Below are 17,687 nucleotides of genomic sequence, written 5' to 3'. Positions count from 1 at the left end.
GGAGGACTTGAAAAAAGTGCGAAGCTAAAGTCTCCGTTCTCTGGAGATTTAGAGGGGGCTTTATGCTGAGGGGTTCCTTAACTTAATGACATTGGGAGAAATCCCCCATTTTCATTTTAAGTGTTATGGAGAGTTACAATAATTCGAATGGTATTTTATTTTTGTTAATAGGTGTATTCATTCGCTATCAAATTGGAAAACGCAGATTTGACCGCAGAAACATTACAGGATTGCAAATCTATTCTAGCTATTTAAAGGCATTGATGATTTCGATAATAGAAAAACTACTTAATTTTTTTGGGGTGCTCTGTATTGTCTTAGGATTGATTGCAATAGTTATTATGCATTAGCCTCTAAAACCCTTAAAATTTTCGGCCGGCCCTTACGGGCATAATATGTCATTATTATACTTTTAACGACTTCTTTTTTAGACGTTTTAACTTTTAAAAATAGCATATTATACACCCGTCTTTTTTATTGTAATATTTAACAACATCTGATCAAATTTAGATTAAAAGTAAAATCATATTTTAGCCGTCAAAACGTATCTTGTTTAATAAGGTACTATCGACAAAGACTCTCGATGAAATCATCATCTGCTTTAACTAGCATCATCGCATTTCTGACTGTATGATTTATTCAGCAGGCTTTGAACTACCGGAAACAACAATTTCATTACACATCATAAAATTGCTCCAAAGCATTGACTCAGAGTCCATAAAGTGCTCTGCACGCGGCTTCATATTCATCGTAAGCTGAGAGTGTTTTGATACGTTGCCCAATCCTTTTTCGACGTCTGCTTAAGGTACTTGAGTTGGGATTAAGGTCCAGTATTATTTCTGCATCACCTTTTTTTATTACCTCATATTGGCCAATTAGTATTTTTGTTTTCGCAACTACGTCCTGGTGGGCAGCTTGAGCTGAATCAAAAGGTGGGGTTACTCCAAATGGGAGTTTGTGTACATGCCTTTTTCCAAAAGCCCCGCGTGGCTGAAACTCTTCTATGATCTCATTGATGGCTTCGCTGTTGAGCAGACCTGTCAAATAAATCGTTTCATCAAGAGTAGAAACATAAGCAAAATATACAGTTTGATCTAAAATTAATCGCTTAGCGTCTACTTGTCCAAGGTCAAGAAATCCAGCGCATACTTTTCCACCCCCGGCACCAGTCATTACAATAAACCCTGTAGGAGGAAGAATTTGTTGGCTCAGCTTACCTCTCACATTAACAAGAGAAAATATTGTACTAGCATCACCTCTTAAAGGATCAATAGTCTTCGCAATAGCGCTCAAAGTATTCGCGACACCAGGCCCCTTACCTACAATTGCTGTATTTGAAAGAACTTCCCAGACATTATTGATGTTCTTTTTAATAGGTAGCAAGGCTTTTTGCAGTGGTGCAACATCAAATGCGGTGAGCAGATTGGAAGTCACCACATCGAAAATGAATTCTTTAGGAACCATTCGTGGAGCTAAAGAAAATCCTTGGTGCTTTTTAGCATCTTTTACGGTGAACGCAATTGGGCTGGTTGTGGGATTAATAGATTTTATCGCTACCTGATTGATATTTAGTCCTGCACTTACCTCATAAAAAAGTAGACTTCTAGGCATGATATCTGCGCCTTGTCGGAATGAAGCCGGGTTATAGAATCCGGAGCCATCATCGGCAATGGCTTGCTCGCTCCATGCAGTTCTGTTGCCTTGCGTATTTTTATAAAAAGTAATGTTTTTTGAAGGTATTATCTGATAAACAACTTTTCCAGAAATGGGATCTGCTGAACTTAAATCCGGTGATTCCTTTACGCCAAATAGTACAATTGCATTATTTTTAAACACGTGTTCCTGCACTTTCCAAATTTCATCGATGTCAAATGCTACAGCGGAACTGGCCGTAGAAAAAGCCATCTTTCGGAAAGGATTGTGATGATGCCCATTTAGTAAAGTCTCCGGTACAATACAACCTATCTGCGCACCATCAACCAAGTATTGTTGAATAGCGTGAAGTAAGAATATTGTAGCGAGTTCAATATGCAAATGAGAAGAACCCGGTGGCTTAATACCAAAATTATCAGCCTTCTTCTTGAGTATTGTCTGATATGGGTTGTGCGCAACTTTACTTAGTGCAAGCCAAGGTGGATTAGATACAAGGCCATTGAACTGGCCCAATACCAAGCCCGGTCTAAAACTATTCCTTAAGATATATGACCAAATCCCATTTCTTCCGTCTCTGCTAAGAAGATCTATTTTCTCCATCAGGGCATTCAGAAATTCAGTAACTTCAATAATCTGCTCGCCATCAAGATCAACACCAACCTCTACTTGAATAGAGAGCACTTGTGAGGTGAGGTCTGAAAGATCAATAATTAAACTAGGTTGACCTTCCGCTGAACGCACCAATCGGTAACAATAATCGATTAGGTTGTCAAAAAAAGAGCGGTATTCGGGGCTGATAAGATACTGGGGCAAGTCTATCGCATACTCAGCTATTTTTAGTAAATACACGTTTGCCTGATCGTCATTGCCACTATTAGAGATTGGCGTAATTGCAAATAGGGAATCTGCATGGTAGACTGGTATGGAGATCTGATGGGTACCTAGAGGTGCGATCCAGTCTAGTGCGGCAAGAACCCAGTTGATTTTAGATAGCATCACTGCAAGTGGATCAATATCAAAACCAGTAATGCATTGGTTCAATAAATGTAGCTTGGCTTCTTTACTTAAATCGGCATTGTTTGCTATTATCCTTTCTTTTGCAATTTTTATAGTTTCCACAATCATTGATCCGGATCCACAGCACATATCGATAAATTGAATAGGAACAGCAGACTCAAGACTCGAAACTACCTGCTCTACAATTTTTTGGGATAACCAACCGGGTGTCCATTCCTGTCCAAGTAGCAATCTTTGTGAACGATTAGCCAATTGAGCCATTAGTTCCCCAAAGAGGTCTTCGACTGGGTTAGAGCGGAAATCATAAGCCATTAAATCTTGCTGCATGCTTCTAGCAATCGGAAGGATTACTTCGATGTTTGGAGTGGCATTAATCCATCCGAAATAGTCATACTCAACGAAATTCAGCAGACCTCTATTTTCAAAGAAGGATCCATTAATGATACTGGAAAGCTCGGCATCGTCAGAATTAAGCGCCTTGTTTTCCAGATAATTGGCGCACAATAATTTACCTAATGTAAGGATGTAGTATTCGTCCACATATGTAGTCAAGTCAAAAGTATCAGACTGACCTTCCTCCCTTAGATAGCTTACAAAATTGCACCAGAGTTCCGAGATGAGGTTCGCATATTTTGGGTTATCTTCAAAAGCGGAAGAAATAATCCCCGATAAGGCAAGCACATGTGTACGACTAAAGCGATTTTCAAAACCAAGATCCTTAGCAATAGAGTTTGCAGTAACCGGCCTTGCGCCGATACGAGCTAGATATTTTACCAGAAATCGTATCAAATCCAATGCATCCTTTTTTGTAGCACCTGAACAATCAATATGCTCGAGTTCGATCAGCACAATGTTTTCCCTGCTACAGACTTCTCCATTCAGAGCAGAAACATCTATCTGGTATGCATACCACCGTATTGTGTCAGATAATATACCAATGATCAAATCTGGATCGTTGCCAGCATTAAACAAACTTGCGCAATAATCTTTCACTTGCAAATGACCTTGACGGTATTTACTGGAATTCCTTAAATCTCCTTCGTACTCAATAGCTGTGAGATCTACTAAATTGTCAACAAATCCTGTGCTACTACTACCATTCTTCGCAATTTTTACAGCAGCTTCACTACCCTGAATGTGGCGAAGTATCCAATTTGGTGCTTCTGTAAATACCTGTCTTAAATGCGAGGTGAAACTATCCCTTACCACTTGTTCGTTTTTTCCGGCATTAATCAGAGAATTGCTTTCCTGAAGACAGAGCCTGGCGGCTTTTAAGTTTACTTGAGTAGCCTCCATTATTTAATCCGTTTTTTAAGCAAGTTTGCTTTAATGTTCGACAGTTCTTTTAGTTTCTCGGATTGTTGATTTCCAAATTCAAAACTTTCCAAAATTATAGAATCAATCTTATTAATTAGTTTGGTTGGCTTGTCCTTTGCCTGACTAAGCTTTTTGCCAATTAGATGCAATGAGGAAAGTTGTTGATCACTGAGGGACGGAAAAGGAATTTTTTTGAGTTGCGTGGCCTCTAGTTTTAGGGCTCCACCGCCCATTACCGTCCCATACAGTTCCATTGAAACAATAGCCCATGTGCTATTTAATAAAGCTAAAAGCGAATGCTGGCTATATTTGTTACTTTCTTTAACAATCCATAAAGTTGAAAAATTAGCGTCTATTAGGACGTTGTCTATATTAATCCTAGTTTTTGGTTCAGAAGAGTTAACTCGTGGAATTACTAAAGACCCTTTATGTCTCGCTTTAAATTCAGGAAGCATATACCAAAATCTTGGCTTTTCACTTGGCCTTTTACTGTTCCACTTTCGGACATTAGTTTTAACGGCGCTAAGCTCTGGAAAGAGTGGATCATCATTGCCTCCACCGTTGCGCATTTCTGCGCCTTTCTTTATATATCGAGCAAGCTCACGCGGAACTTGTTCATATGAAAATGAGAAAGCCTGGTCATTTGGTAAATGCTGAAAATCTTCTGGTAAAATATAATGTTGCAAAGATAATGCAACATGATTTAAATCGCTAAGGTGCACACAGAAATTGTCCTTTAGATCAGATTGTCGTCTGAGAACAGGACTGAAATACCGCGAATGTGCCTGAAAAGCCTGCATGTTGTATTCCTCCCTGGGAGCGATTAAGATTTGTTCGTTCAGTTCAGCGTTATATGATAAGTAAAAAAAGTTGTTCGCACCAGTTCTAAGACCTTGCCCGATTTCAACCCCCAATTCCTGTAACGTAAAGAAAGATACTTTTGAATACTGATGCCATTGCCTGAGATAAGAAGACCGCTTAATATTTCCCGTCACGGATGGAGTCTCATTTTTTGTGTTTTCAAGTAGTTTATACCATCTATAGTTTTGAGCTGCAAACAACAAATCTGTTGCGAAATCCTTTATAAATGTATGTTTAGATTCAAAGAATTCAGGGAACTGTTGGCCGTTGGTAATAGCTTTAACAAAAGCAATCTCACTCGCAACCGCATCGGGGTAAACTTTTCCAACTAAACTGTGATCGTTCATTGACGTCTTATAGACAAGAGAACTGCTAAAGCTTTCTTTTGTCCAAGATAAAATCGAATTGCGTTTTTTAATTCTTGTAGCGACAAGCAAAGTTGTTTTTACCTGTGTAGGCTTGAACCATGAAGCATTTGCGTCTTCTACAATATAGTCTATTTTAAACCACTTCAGTAGAATGTACTTAATAATGCTTGCATAATCCCTGCTCAACCAGGTTTCAGGAACTACCAATGCGATTTGCCCTGACTCTTTTACGAGCATAGCGCATAATATCCAAGAGGGAACTGCTAAATCTGACAACCCAGAATAACTCGAGATAATAATGCGGAACTCTTCTTTATCCTCTACGCTAAGTGTATTAAAATGCTCCAGTTCACTGATTAAGTTTATCCTGATGTCATCCATTGCAAGTGCATCGGTCAGGTTTGACTTTTTAATCTCTTGATGGCGAACATATGGAGGGTTGGTAATCACCAAATCATAGCCATTGGGTGAGAATTTCTTTAGCATGGAACGAGCGAACGCATTACCCTGAATTAGCATAGAAGATTTAATACCTTTTGTCCTTTTGTTTGCCTGCTCGTATACTAGATGATCTATTTCTACACCAGTCATCGTTTTTGCGGAAACAATAGTCTCAGCACAAGCAAGCAACAAATCTCCAGTCCCGCACATCGGGTCTATGATATCTTTTGCATTTTGTCTCGTCAGATAGGCAAGCATCCTACCCACCCTTTTTCCGGAAAAGAATTGACCAAGTTCTTTTTTACCTGTCTGCATTATTTGATCGATCTTCAATAAACTATGTTTGAAGCGTGAATTGTAATCTTGGAAGTTCATCCTTTATCAGCTTGTAAAATTCTACCGCGTCCAGCCAAACTGGATTCCCGCGTGTTAGGCAAGCATTAATATACCTTGAGTACAGTCGTTCAGGTTTTTGTTCTTCCAAGTTTTCACTATTCATAAATGCGCTACCAATCAGTTCTCTTATCAATGCTTTTTCACTGAGATCATCTTTTGAAAGTACTTTATCCGAAGCAGTTGACTTGGTCAAAAGCAACAAGGGATCTCCCTGTACTTTTACAGTAGAGTTCGTCTGTTTAAAGCTATTTTGTATTTTATCCAAAATGCTTGATGTGATGACCTGGAAGCCTGCCTTTTGATAAGCATCAATTAATGCTCGCCAAATCTCTGCTTGCGCAGAGTGAAAGACAAGACTTAATGAACCTTTAGACTTTAATACTCTTTGCATCTCAGAAAATACAGCCTGCATTATGGTGTGGTATTCAGTAATTCCTTTTTCCTGGGCTTTGTTCACAATTGCTTCATTATGTTGGTCAGTCAGCCTACCCAGCCAAAATTCATTTAGCTGATTGATTTCTGAATAAGGGATATAGTCTCCGAATGGCGGATCGGTAAAAATATAGTCGACTGACTCATCTGCGAGGTTAAGTTTAGTGCTGCTTGCATTTATTACCTCTACCTGACTTGCGCTATTGTGCATTAGGTCAAATGCCTGCTTAAATGTTTTGATCTTTCTGCGCAGACCTTCAAAAATATTTTTTTCTATAGGTAAGCCGCTAACATATAACACACCGGATTGCGAGCCTGTAATGACAAAATCTGTACTATTTTTTTTAACAACTACTCGAGTCATAAGCGTCGCATGGGACGAGTTATAGCTTAAAAGCAACAACTTCAAGGCTGATTGAAGAGAGGGTGGAAATGTTTCAATGTTCTTCCATAACACAGAAAACACCTGTGCATTTCGTTTTGTATAAAAATGATGAAGGTGTGTAATACCATGATGGTAGCCCGCACGGTGTAAAACTCCCCAACGTATTTCATGCTTAGGGAAACTATTTAGAGGAAATGCCGTTAGAAGAGACTTGATATCCTTTTTTTCGTTCTCGGTAATCAGTCTACTCCATGTTTTTTTATCCGTCTTCCCATACACTTTAACCGGAACTCTTTTTTTCTGTTCATGACTTTGTTGCAGTACTTCATCCCATACAGTCTCAGTGGCACGTTTAATTTTACCTATATCATCAGCAAAACCGCAATGAGGACAAATGAAATCCTGTGCAAGGCTTAATGGCTCTTGTCTTACCACAGCTGACCAAAATGTAATTTCTTCCCTGCACTGCGGGCAGCTCAATACATCTGACCAGATCACATGCCTAATTATACCTTGCCCACCCGCATTGTCTTTAATTGCATAAATATTATTCAACTCCGCTTCAGTTTGATGGATGAGTTCTAAGGCTGCGTTTTCAAATTCTGACGTTTCCGGAGGAGTTGACATGGTTTCAGAAACAAATGCACCTAAAGTACTGAGTTCGTACAAAAAAGCTTTCCTTTTACCCCATTTTGGATTAAGTTTTAAAGCTTTCGCCGTATCAATCATATACTGCGTAGGTTTGTGTGCCAATTTTGCTCCAAGCCCCGTTGTGCCACTCCCCGCAAAAGGATCAAGTACTGTAGCGCCCACTTCAGTATGACAAGCTATGAAAATACCAATGGCTTCCGGGGATATCTTCGTCGGGTAGGAAAAAGCATTATAAAGCGCACCAGTGCGACTGGACGGTAAAGGAGCAAGATAGAGTTGTTTAAGTTCGGCAATTTTATGTTTTGCTATATGTCCCTTCAAGGTTTTCTATTAAAAATATAAGTTTATGCAATTTCAGAATTTTCAAGCCCAGTAGCAATTTAAATTTCAAGCTAATTTTAGCCGAAGTTAAAATATTACGCTTCATTAGCATAGCGGTTAAGTATCTTTAACCTCTTCTCCGCTGAATTCCCAGACAAGTATACGCTAATAAAATTAGTAAAAAAAATAGTTAAGCTTACTGTCTTCCAAGTAATTATTAATCAGTGCACTTGTAAAAATTAATAAATAATTGACTTATTTGCTCTACGTTTGGGGTTTCAATCAAGTAGGAGAAGCTCAAGTGAAAATTTTCGGTGTTTCACTTTGCGGCAACGGATCCGCATCTGCAATTTTGATTAAAGAAGAAAAGGCAAACGCTTCTCCTAAGACTAAGGCCTGCTGTTGCTTAAGGCTGGTTAGTAAATCAATCTGGCTTTTGTCGTCATACTCAATGGTATTTCGTATAAATTCCAAATCTCGGCTGTTGGTTATTTTATGCACGATAAGTGAATTGCATTGCGAAATCACTGTATTAGAAACTTCAGATGGCCTTTGTGTTGAGACCATCAAATTCACTCCAAATTTACGCCCTTCGCGTGCCAGCTTATCGATATAGTAGTTGTTAATTTGATCCGTACTGGATGTAGAAATATACCGATGCGCCTCTTCTAGTACCAAAAGAATATTATCTTTCTGACGATTGCCTGCTGTTGTCTTGAAGTTAAAAATACTTTTACTAATCATATACACAAGCAATGCAAGGATATCATTTGACACACGCAAGGATAAAATCAGCACCTGCTTTGTAGGAGAATTAAGGAAGTCCTCTATGCTATTGCCCTGTTTATTGAATACCGCATCAAAACGTTCGTCTGAACAATAATGTTTGATGCGCTTGATGACATGTTTTAGAAATCCTATAGTAAATTCGTCTTTTTTGCCATTCTTTAATGGTACTGCTGCCTCTATTTCTATCTGCAATTCTGAAAATTCATAATATACTTTATGGTCAGCATTCGATGATTTTTTTAGCTTTAAAACTGCCTCTTTAAGATAGGGTATCACGTTGGGTGAATCTTCTTTTAAGAGTTCCGTGATCTCATAGAAGCTTAAATCTTTGTGGGAAAGTTCCATATCGGAGTAGTCTTTGAGTATAACCCAAGATGGTCTCCCAGCACCTGGGTCTAGGGGTTCATTAAAGATGTCCGAGTATTCCTCATTAGAATCTATGATGATGGTTTTTAGTTTTTTATTTGTCACATTATGCAGGCGGCCACTATTCCGATAGACTCCTTGTAGAATTGAGGTTACGGTACATGACTTGCCACTTCCTGTATTGCCAAATATTGCGCAATGTTTTCCAAACAAAACATTTGGATCAGCATTGATTTTTACTTGATCGAAATAAATATCTTGCCCGAGTTGTAGTGCGGCAGTATTTGGTTTTATAGTGGAATTATAGATAGCCTCTAGTTGTTTTTCGTCAACGGTAAACACGTCCGCCTCCAAAGTAGGAAAAAAGTCAATTCCTCTTTTAAACGAATTGCTTGAAGGATTAAAGGTTCCAATCAATCTGATTTTGGAAATGATAAGATCTATCTTTGGAGCGAACAAGGCCTCTCGCTCTTTTGAAGGTTCATGTTGTTCAAATATAATTCCGATTGCATTTTGGGAATTGTATAAAGGTATTGAAACGTATCCATTGAGCATGCCTACAATATGAAGACCGTTACCAGAAGACACTGGCTTTGAAAAGATATCTTTATCATGAATTATTTCCAGATAACGGTTCGTAATCCGGTAGACAGTTCCTATCTTAAACGCCATATTCTATTTCGAAAGTTCCTTTAACGTTTCAATAATCGTGTCTTTAGCCGGTATAAATGTACTTAAAGGAATTAGATACTTAACCACATTGCTGAAATCACCTACTAAATTGCCTTCGAAAAGGATGATTCGACTGTCACTTCCACTCCGAGCCTTGAGCGTTTGCAGAAAGAGGGGGCTGGTATTCGTAATCAAAGAGTACGAGTATACTATTAGTGATAAGTTTGGGTTGTATAAACCAGTTCTGATAATATCGTTGACATGTTCGTCTAAAAAGGAATAACCTACGATAACCAGCGTATTTTGGGTTTCAGTAAGACATTTAGAAAAATTCCGGAATAACTCACTATATGGCAAGTCCAGAGAATAGGATTTTTTTGTTTGAATTGGATAAATCATTAGGCTTTCGAACTCAAACTCGTCCTTTTCCGAACTGTCGGATATTTGGATTTCTTTGAGATTATAAAGATCATTGATACTATCTGTATACTGCCAAGAAATGCTCCCATGAAGCTTATATATATTTAAATAAGTAGCTATCCTTTTTCCTTTGTCTCCAGAATCTTGTTTAATATAGGTTTCATTATGAAATGTGTCAGGATCAAATTTCCTCATGTGCACACCTCTAAACCCATTGTTATAACTTGCTCCAATCTTTTCGCAGGCATTTTCAAAGGCTAGGTCATAGTTTGGCGTAAATATTCTAGGCCTGTTTAGTGTTTCTTTACGACTGATAATCTTATTGATAAACAATTCATGCACAGCGAGTTTATCTTTTACATATTCAATGGGAAACGGGACATAATTATCGACGAATACTTTCAAAGCTTTATTTAAATAGCTTTTAATTAGTGTGGCGGCTACAGCATCCTCCTTATTGTTCAAATAATATAGGTATTCCTGATTGATTTTATCAAACTTTTTTTCCAAAAGATCATTGGATTTAAAGAATTTGATCAGTTGCAAAACATAATCCGATGGAGAGCCTGTGGCTTCCAGTTCTTTGACAATAGCTTCAAATGGGTTTTCATCCTTGTTGATGGTTTTACCACCAATAGCTACAGAAGTTCCCGAACCACATAGAAAATTGAGATTTTCATTCAAAAAGTATTTAGCAAGTTTACCAATAGGAATGTTTTCTTCATCCTTGAAAAAAGCCTGAATTTCTTTCTCATCACCTAATTTAGCATCGTCAAGTTCTGCGATAAGTACTTTTCCTTCTATTGTAATGTAGTTGATCATAATTCTTCTAGCTTTTCGAAGGTAATAAAAAATTACCGGTAACTTAATAGATGTGTTCTCGGCGAGGTAAGCATCGAATTATGAGTGAATTCTAATATCGATAAATTAGCAATTAAATTGACTACTAAAATGGTTCTTAGATTCATCTTGATATAACTTATTGCCCGCAAGGGCCGCCCGAAATTTTTGGCATAGCAAGGCACTAAGAACAATCTGTCCTTAGTGCCCATTTTGCTATTTTAACATCCCCTAATTAAGCGCATTCACTCCCACCTTTGCAAAATCCCCGCATAAATCAAATGTAGTTTGCACCTTGCCCAACACATTGCCTGTCATAATGGATTTGAATTTTGTTTCTGTATCCTTCTAGCTTTTCACATTCTGAAAATAACCCGTTACACAATTGTAAACGCCAAACAAGCTACCTTTTTTAGTTTCTTTCTGTTGGGTCGGACTTGTGACGGAATACTCTAAAACCCTATCGACCATATTGGTAAATAGACTAGAGAATTCATCCTGTTTGCCTATTTGCAGGTTATGCAACGTTTCCTTATCTGGAGCCATTACAATGGAAATTACTGAAGCATTGACCAGCTAATTACGTGGCGGATTGACCAACTAAAATAATTACAATTATTTTTATAATCATCTCAATATTATCAATTTAAGGTGGTTAATTTCAGCCGAAATGAATTGCCTCGGGTTTTCCGAATCAACTGATCTCGTGCTCCAAAATCTCCATCGTAAGTCCTCCATAGGCACACAATAGCTCACTTGCTAGAAGCAATTCTGTATTGCTTTTTAGATGACATATTCAGGTGAGCGGCCTAAAAAACTTTTCAGTATATCCTTTACGATGTTCATACATCTCTTAGATTTGAGTAATTTACTACTCATCCACCAAGCATACACAGATATAATGTAATTTCTGATTTGTACGGGTTAAATACGGGAAGTCAAATATCGCTTTGTGATTGAGGCTTTTTTAAAGCAAATTTTTCCGTTTTTTCTCATCAAAGTAGTAAGTTGGATAGAAATCTTTTTCCTGCCCCATGTTTCCAAACAGGACTTGCTCAAATGGCCAGCCATCATGCTTGAACTCACAATAAATTGTCGGATAACCATAGTACACATCAGGAGCAAGATCATAAGTCTCAATATCCTCAAAGGCCAGGCGGCAAAAAGTGTTAGCGTGCGTTTTTTTATAAAGCGATTTTGATCTTCGGTTATCATCAGGACCTAGAACGTCCCAATAGCCTTGCGGATCAACGATAAGATTACCGCCATGGCCTATAAATTCCACTCCATAATCATACAGATTATAAAATTCCATTTTTGCCCAGGAAGGCTTTTCAGGGTCAGCATCTGGAAACATCCTATCACCTACCTGCCTAACTATTGCGCTTCCAAAATTAAAACAGGTCCGTTTTGCAAAAGTACGCCTTCTGAAATTTTCCGATATCGTCTCATGGTCTAAAAAATCTCTATAAACTTTCTTCTTCATCGCTAGCGCTTTTTTTTGACGGTCAACTAACCTGGGCTGGCTGTTTTTGTAATTAACTGCCAGACTAGACACCACAATTCTTTTGAGTTCAGATAATTTAGAGCTAGGTAGGAAATTGATATGATAGATAAGACTTCTAAAATCTAATACGTTTGTTGAGGTCTCAAAATTGAGTGATTCGGGTATTTTTAAAGATGGATAGCTCTTTTGCCTTTGTCCCAGGATCAGAATATAAACATTCTCAAAGATTTTATCCTGATCATGCTTGATAAATTTTTCGAGTGTGTCTTGAATCTTTCTCACGCTACTCGTCGTTGTAATCTGATAGGCGATACCATTCTCCGTATCGCCTAGGTCAATAGCGGCTTGGTTGCCTGCGGTTGCATTTAGGTTTTTTAGCCTATAACCGAAAATACAGTTAAGAATCTCGCAGATTACGTATTCCGATATAATATTTCCGTCTTGAAGATTTAAAGAAGAATGGTTGGTAAGCTCGCGTTCTCAAATCGAAAATTCTCGTATAATAGCCTTTAAATCAATTTCTCTCTGTGTCATTTTCACCTAAATTATTTTTCTCAAGTTCCTCTGCGTCACCATGGTGCGAGGGCTTCTCCAATGCCTTTTATTGCAGCGATTTCAAATTCACTATGGGATGCATTAAACTTCGTCAAAATTTCCTAGATTTTTTTCTAAGATTGAGTTCAACGTCTCAGTCAAGGTTTGTTCTTGCTTCGTGAGTCCATAATAATGTTCTATATTCTCATTTATATAATCCAGTTCTGTGATTAGCTCAATTTCCTCTTTCTTCAAATACGCCGCGTGATCCTGCTTCCACAATTTGGCGTCTATGAATGAGAGCGGAAGCATTTAAATAAAGATTAAAAGGGAAATATTTCATTCTATACCCAAGGCGGAAGAAAATGTCGCCCACCATAATGTTGTCGTTTTTTTAAGTCACTCATAATTGTCGGTCTTTCATAATTTTCTGGAACATAAATATTTAAGAATAATAATCCGGCCGTTCAAGTTCTAGGCTTTTACCCTTGTTATATTCAATAACCTCAAATTCTTCATCGAAATCTTCACCATCGACGATATAAAAAGACATTAGTACAGGAATTTCAACAGTTTGTTGTATTCCCATATCCGTTTGTTCACGAAATAACATTACTTTATCTTCGCTGTCATAGATGCCAGTGTCTTCATCATCAATCTGAACCGACACGTCAACTTTAATCTCCAAAATGGCTTCCACCTCAAAGGTTTCTTTATCACCCCCCACGACCTCAAACTTTCGGTCGATTACCTCTGTCGAATTGATTGTGATGCCATATATCTCCATATAATTAACAATATCTATATAGATACTTTCATCGTTGAGCTCATCCTCCAACCACGATATAACATATTTGTCTAGGTCCTTGCCCTTCTTTTCAATGATCTCTTCGAGTTTCCTAGACCTGCTTACGCCCAATAGTTCCTCAATAAAACGCTTGTAATCCTTTACAATACTTAGTGAACCACTTCCCAGTGAATGGAAATCCTTATCCTCTGAAAAGACAAAAATATCCTTACCCTCGTCTATCCCATATTGCTCAATCTGGGCGATAGCAAATGCATCAGGGAATTCGCTCTTCTTGTCAGCAGCTCCAAATGGCGGTCTGGAATTGAAATAGTCGTCAAAAATCTGGGTAGTGTCGATTGTCGGGTAATCTAAAATAATAACATCGGCATTATCCAACACATTATCCAAAGTCTTAGAAAACTCATCAACCAAAACAGAAAGCTTTGGCATCCGTTTTATTAAATCCCTGGCTGCCCCACTGTTTTTCAGAATATCGATATTTATTTTCTTTCCATGTTCATCAAGAGATTTGTTATTAATCAATTGCCCGTGTTTTTCTATAGCTCGCTCAGCTCTTCTTTTGAAATTTGCCTTTATCTCATTCACCGTTAGTTTGGGCATTACAATATTAAAATAATCCTTATAGACTGGGTTCAAAAAGGTTTTAATAACTGTGCCATGAAGAAAATTCTGGCCTATGAAAACCGAAGAATCAATAAAAACTGTTTTTCCCTTTAATTCCAAGATAGTACTCTCCTTCGCGTAATTTATAATTTTCAATTTGGAAATAAATTACCACAAGGTCGCTTAAAAGAATGATAAGAACAAATTCTAAAACTTACCTTGAAGATTTTTGAGCTTAAAAAATTTTAACTTTCATCTACAATATTCACAATCTTATTATCTTCCAGATTAAACTTAATCTGACCAAACTTTTGGATGGGCTTTATTTGAGAAACTTCAGATATAGGAAAATATTTTACGCCAATGGTTACTGTGGGCATACTAAAGTCCCAAGATGATCTTATCTTGAAGTTTTTACCATACAATCGTTGATCTGGAGAGTTTAAATAGGCTTTGAATTCAGCGGTTCCTTCTGTTCTAGTAATATTCTGCCAATTTTTTCTGCGCTCAAATATGAAGTTATCTGCAAGGTTTTTCAAAACATCAATTTCTTTACCCCTATTGCACGCATTAACAAAGTCTCTGATAGTCTTACGTGGTGTCTTCTGTAGCTCCCTTATCGCCTCCTTTTTATCTTCCAAATAGGAGGTAAAATCTGCCCACTGTTATCTTCATTATTATTCTTGAAATTATCTAATAACAAGAAGCCTTTCTCGTTGTTCGCTTTGTTTATGCCATCAACTATATTAACATGGTAATATTGCTCTCTGTCTTCAAATAAGACTTTTATTCTAGGACTGAATTTTTCAGCTTTTTTGTTTGATTTTCGGATCAGATATTTTGTTTCATTCAGAGGATTTTCTATTGGTTGTCCCCAGCCATCTGTAGAATATTCAGACTGGTATCTGGATATCTGAATTCTAATTTCTTTCCGTCCTTTTTCAAGATCGGTAGTTTAGCCATATTCTGGGAAACATTCAAGTATTGCGCTATCCAATTCCCACTCTTCATAATCACTTTTAAAGTTTATTTGGCAGCTAAATTCGTACTCAAGTATGTAGACCGGAAAACGCATTTTCTTCTCGATAATTTTTTGTTGTACCAAAGTAATGTCTGATTCTCGATTTACGGTAATTGAGATTTCTGTTGCTATCATATAACGATTTCGTATTTTTTGCCCAGTTAATAATTAATGTGAATAAGTCTTTCTGTGTAGATTTAACTACATAGACCATTAAATTCCGTGGCGGACTGAACATTTTTTAAAAATAGAAAATAATTGTACTGCATTAACAGTTAAATTAATAATATGGTCAATTATTAACGAATTGGACTGTCTCTATTTTGATAACCGATATGGTCTGTGCCTCCTAAATCCCCAATCAAGGTCACAATGGCCTCACACTAAAGTGTCACAAACTGGTCCTTCGTAAATTGTACAAGCAAATAGTTGCAAAAGCAAGATTTAATTGCCAGCTTTAATGCTGCACTCTCAACTCCGCTCTCAAATGACCATTCTACCGAAAATTTTTAAGATCGATAACGATCATCGCGATCTAAAAGGCATAGCCAACATTCTTGATGTTTTAAAAAAGATTATTCGTTTGGCCTACGGAAAATTCGGCTGGCCATTGAAGAGAGAAAACCTGGAATTAGATAGTTTTGTCAAGGATGACATCACCTATTTCCTGTACCTGCACTCGGTACCAGACAAGACTTCTGAATGGGCTAGTTTTCTTCCTGAGCAGTTAAAGTCCAGTCCCGAAATGTTCAAACAGACAAAGTTATCACTTATACTTTTTATCGAAACCGAACACGACATATATGCCGTGGTTGGCGGAAATGCCTATCCAATTATCGTCGGGGTGATTGACCACGAGTTTGGCCTTGATATCTACGACAGGATTATATCAATCGAAAATGACGAAGCTTTCTCTACCAAGTCAAGAAGAATCATAGGCCAGCAGATTGGCGTCAGCGAACAGTTCAGGGACAAGTACAAGATGATAAACTACCTTCAGTTCGGAAAGATACCAAAGGAACTAAATATCAAACTTGATAAAGAGACAAGTAATGAGCACTTTGATTTTCTTTTGCAAAAATCAGGCGATCGTTTAAATATCAGTGTCGGGAAAGCCTTTAGGGTAAACAAACAGGTCAGTTTCGATGTACTCGACCAGATTATCAGGGAGCTACTTGTCATCAAGGGCATCGCCCCCCAAGAATTATTAAGCTCCTACATCCAGGTACGGGACAAAGTGGTCATCGATGATCTTCAGATGCAACTAGTTAGCCGAATTTTTAACTATATCCCAGTTTTCCAGGGCACAGCGAAGAATATGGATGCGCATTTTGAATATGATTTCTGCAGTCCTAATAACATTGAGGCCTTTTATGAGGCAGAAACATACCAGTTAAAGGAAAAGGGCAAAGACGATAAGCACGAAATTTTCGCAACTCTTCACGACAAGAATGAAATCGTCAAAGCAATAGTGCTACGCGGTTATGAGCTTCATGGAAACAACGAACAATCATTCCTCTTTTACCTGCGTGGCGTCAGGGTTCATTGCTATACTGGAACCAAAAATACAACCAGTAGTGGATTTCTGTTCCACTTCAATGCTGAGTTCAATATCAACAAAGAGCCTGTGTTTTTAATCGATACCAAATGGTACAAATTAAAGGACGCATTCTGCAAAAGCCTGGCCAGCCAGACCAGCGCAGTGCTGAAGAGCACCAAACTGCAGAACGGCATATTAAATATCCCATGGCAGAAAAAGCCAAATTCGACTTCTTTGCTGGACGAGGGCGAGTACAATGAGTCCTATGATGGACGCATTGACTATTTCGTCATGGATACGATTACCCCCGATGGAGTAGAGTTATGTGATATCATTTATCGCAATGGCGAGGAACTAATGCTGATCCACATTAAACACAGCTTCACAGCGCGGGTCAGGGAACTTACCAACCAAATTTTGATCAGTGGCAGAAGGGTCAGTGAGGCAATCGCAACAAAAAACAGCGCATATTTTAAAAAGGTCTACAATTCTATACTCGCCAAAGGGAGATCTGTGAACAATCTTTCTGAAAGCGAATTTACTGAAATGTTCTTTGAAAGCCGGATAACCTATGTTTTTGCAACAGCGTCTCAATTCGAGGACGACCCCTCTATTTCAGAAAACCTGTCCAGATATACCTCGAACATTGCCAAATTTTCGCTAACGACGTGTTCAAGCGAAGTACGAACGCTATATGGAGATTTCAAAACGTACCAGATCGAGAGGCAAAACTGTTAACCCC

At 38.0% G+C, this 17,687-nt stretch carries 11 protein-coding genes and 1 pseudogene; 1 reads left to right on the top strand and 11 read right to left on the bottom strand.

What is annotated here, in order from left to right; genetic code table 11:
* Nucleotides 1–708: 708 nt before the first annotated feature.
* The 11 genes and pseudogenes from ACVWYG_RS09895 to ACVWYG_RS09845 form a co-directional block, all read right to left on the bottom strand.
* On the bottom strand, nucleotides 709–3,966 hold the full coding sequence (locus ACVWYG_RS09895; protein ID WP_457270051.1) for an N-6 DNA methylase: 3,258 nt from the start codon (nucleotides 3,964–3,966) through the stop codon (nucleotides 709–711).
* Nucleotides 3,966–5,990 (bottom strand): N-6 DNA methylase, encoded by a 2,025-nt coding sequence (locus tag ACVWYG_RS09890; protein WP_457270049.1) that lies wholly within the window; start codon nucleotides 5,988–5,990, stop codon nucleotides 3,966–3,968. Before ACVWYG_RS09890 ends, ACVWYG_RS09895 begins: the two co-directional genes overlap by 1 nt.
* 4 nt (nucleotides 5,991–5,994) lie before the next feature.
* Nucleotides 5,995–7,842, bottom strand: coding sequence for a DNA methyltransferase (locus ACVWYG_RS09885; RefSeq protein ID WP_457270048.1), 1,848 nt, complete (start codon nucleotides 7,840–7,842; stop codon nucleotides 5,995–5,997).
* Nucleotides 7,843–8,139: 297 nt separating this feature from the next.
* Complete coding sequence (locus tag ACVWYG_RS09880; RefSeq protein WP_457270046.1) at nucleotides 8,140–9,669, bottom strand: ATP-binding protein; 1,530 nt, start codon at nucleotides 9,667–9,669, stop codon at nucleotides 8,140–8,142.
* 3 nt (nucleotides 9,670–9,672) lie between these two features.
* Nucleotides 9,673–10,911: an SIR2 family protein gene (locus tag ACVWYG_RS09875; RefSeq protein WP_457270044.1), complete on the bottom strand. Its 1,239-nt coding sequence runs from the start codon at nucleotides 10,909–10,911 to the stop codon at nucleotides 9,673–9,675.
* A 366-nt stretch (nucleotides 10,912–11,277) separates the two neighbouring features.
* The gene (locus tag ACVWYG_RS09870) at nucleotides 11,278–11,475 is read right to left on the bottom strand and encodes a hypothetical protein (RefSeq protein WP_457270042.1); all 198 of its coding nucleotides are present in this window, start codon (nucleotides 11,473–11,475) and stop codon (nucleotides 11,278–11,280) included.
* 421 nt (nucleotides 11,476–11,896) lie between these two features.
* Nucleotides 11,897–12,898: pseudogene (locus ACVWYG_RS09865) on the bottom strand (SMEK domain-containing protein); the annotation flags it as partial.
* 174 nt (nucleotides 12,899–13,072) lie between these two features.
* On the bottom strand, nucleotides 13,073–13,282 hold the full coding sequence (locus ACVWYG_RS09860; protein WP_457270040.1) for a hypothetical protein: 210 nt from the start codon (nucleotides 13,280–13,282) through the stop codon (nucleotides 13,073–13,075).
* Nucleotides 13,283–13,415: 133 nt separating this feature from the next.
* Complete coding sequence (locus ACVWYG_RS09855) at nucleotides 13,416–14,504, bottom strand: PIN domain-containing protein (RefSeq protein WP_457270038.1); 1,089 nt, start codon at nucleotides 14,502–14,504, stop codon at nucleotides 13,416–13,418.
* Nucleotides 14,505–14,629: 125 nt separating this feature from the next.
* Nucleotides 14,630–15,025 (bottom strand): hypothetical protein, encoded by a 396-nt coding sequence (locus ACVWYG_RS09850; RefSeq protein WP_457270036.1) that lies wholly within the window; start codon nucleotides 15,023–15,025, stop codon nucleotides 14,630–14,632.
* A gap of 314 nt (nucleotides 15,026–15,339) precedes the next feature.
* The gene (locus ACVWYG_RS09845; RefSeq protein ID WP_457270034.1) at nucleotides 15,340–15,540 is read right to left on the bottom strand and encodes a hypothetical protein; all 201 of its coding nucleotides are present in this window, start codon (nucleotides 15,538–15,540) and stop codon (nucleotides 15,340–15,342) included.
* Between the two features lie 325 nt (nucleotides 15,541–15,865).
* Between ACVWYG_RS09845 and ACVWYG_RS09840 the strand changes: the two genes are divergently transcribed.
* Nucleotides 15,866–17,683: a DUF6119 family protein gene (locus tag ACVWYG_RS09840; RefSeq protein ID WP_457270032.1), complete on the top strand. Its 1,818-nt coding sequence runs from the start codon at nucleotides 15,866–15,868 to the stop codon at nucleotides 17,681–17,683.
* The last annotated feature ends 4 nt before the right edge of the window (nucleotides 17,684–17,687 follow it).

The organism is Pedobacter sp. UYEF25, assembly GCF_054061655.1.
Note: the sequence above shows the minus strand (reverse complement) of the source record. Positions and strands in the feature narration are given on the sequence as shown.

What these genes read in the sequence shown, in the direction of transcription:
- ACVWYG_RS09895 (WP_457270051.1), bottom strand. Translation starts at nt 3,966, where the DNA reads ATGGAGGCTACTCAAGTAAACTTAAAAGCCGCCAGGCTCTGTCTTCAG.
- ACVWYG_RS09880 (WP_457270046.1), bottom strand. Translation starts at nt 9,669, where the DNA reads ATGGCGTTTAAGATAGGAACTGTCTACCGGATTACGAACCGTTATCTG.
- ACVWYG_RS09875 (WP_457270044.1), bottom strand. Translation starts at nt 10,911, where the DNA reads ATGATCAACTACATTACAATAGAAGGAAAAGTACTTATCGCAGAACTT.
- ACVWYG_RS09870 (WP_457270042.1), bottom strand. Translation starts at nt 11,475, where the DNA reads ATGGCTCCAGATAAGGAAACGTTGCATAACCTGCAAATAGGCAAACAG.
- ACVWYG_RS09860 (WP_457270040.1), bottom strand. Translation starts at nt 13,282, where the DNA reads ATGCTTCCGCTCTCATTCATAGACGCCAAATTGTGGAAGCAGGATCAC.
- ACVWYG_RS09845 (WP_457270034.1), bottom strand. Translation starts at nt 15,540, where the DNA reads ATGATAGCAACAGAAATCTCAATTACCGTAAATCGAGAATCAGACATT.
- ACVWYG_RS09840 (WP_457270032.1), top strand. Translation starts at nt 15,866, where the DNA reads ATGCTGCACTCTCAACTCCGCTCTCAAATGACCATTCTACCGAAAATT.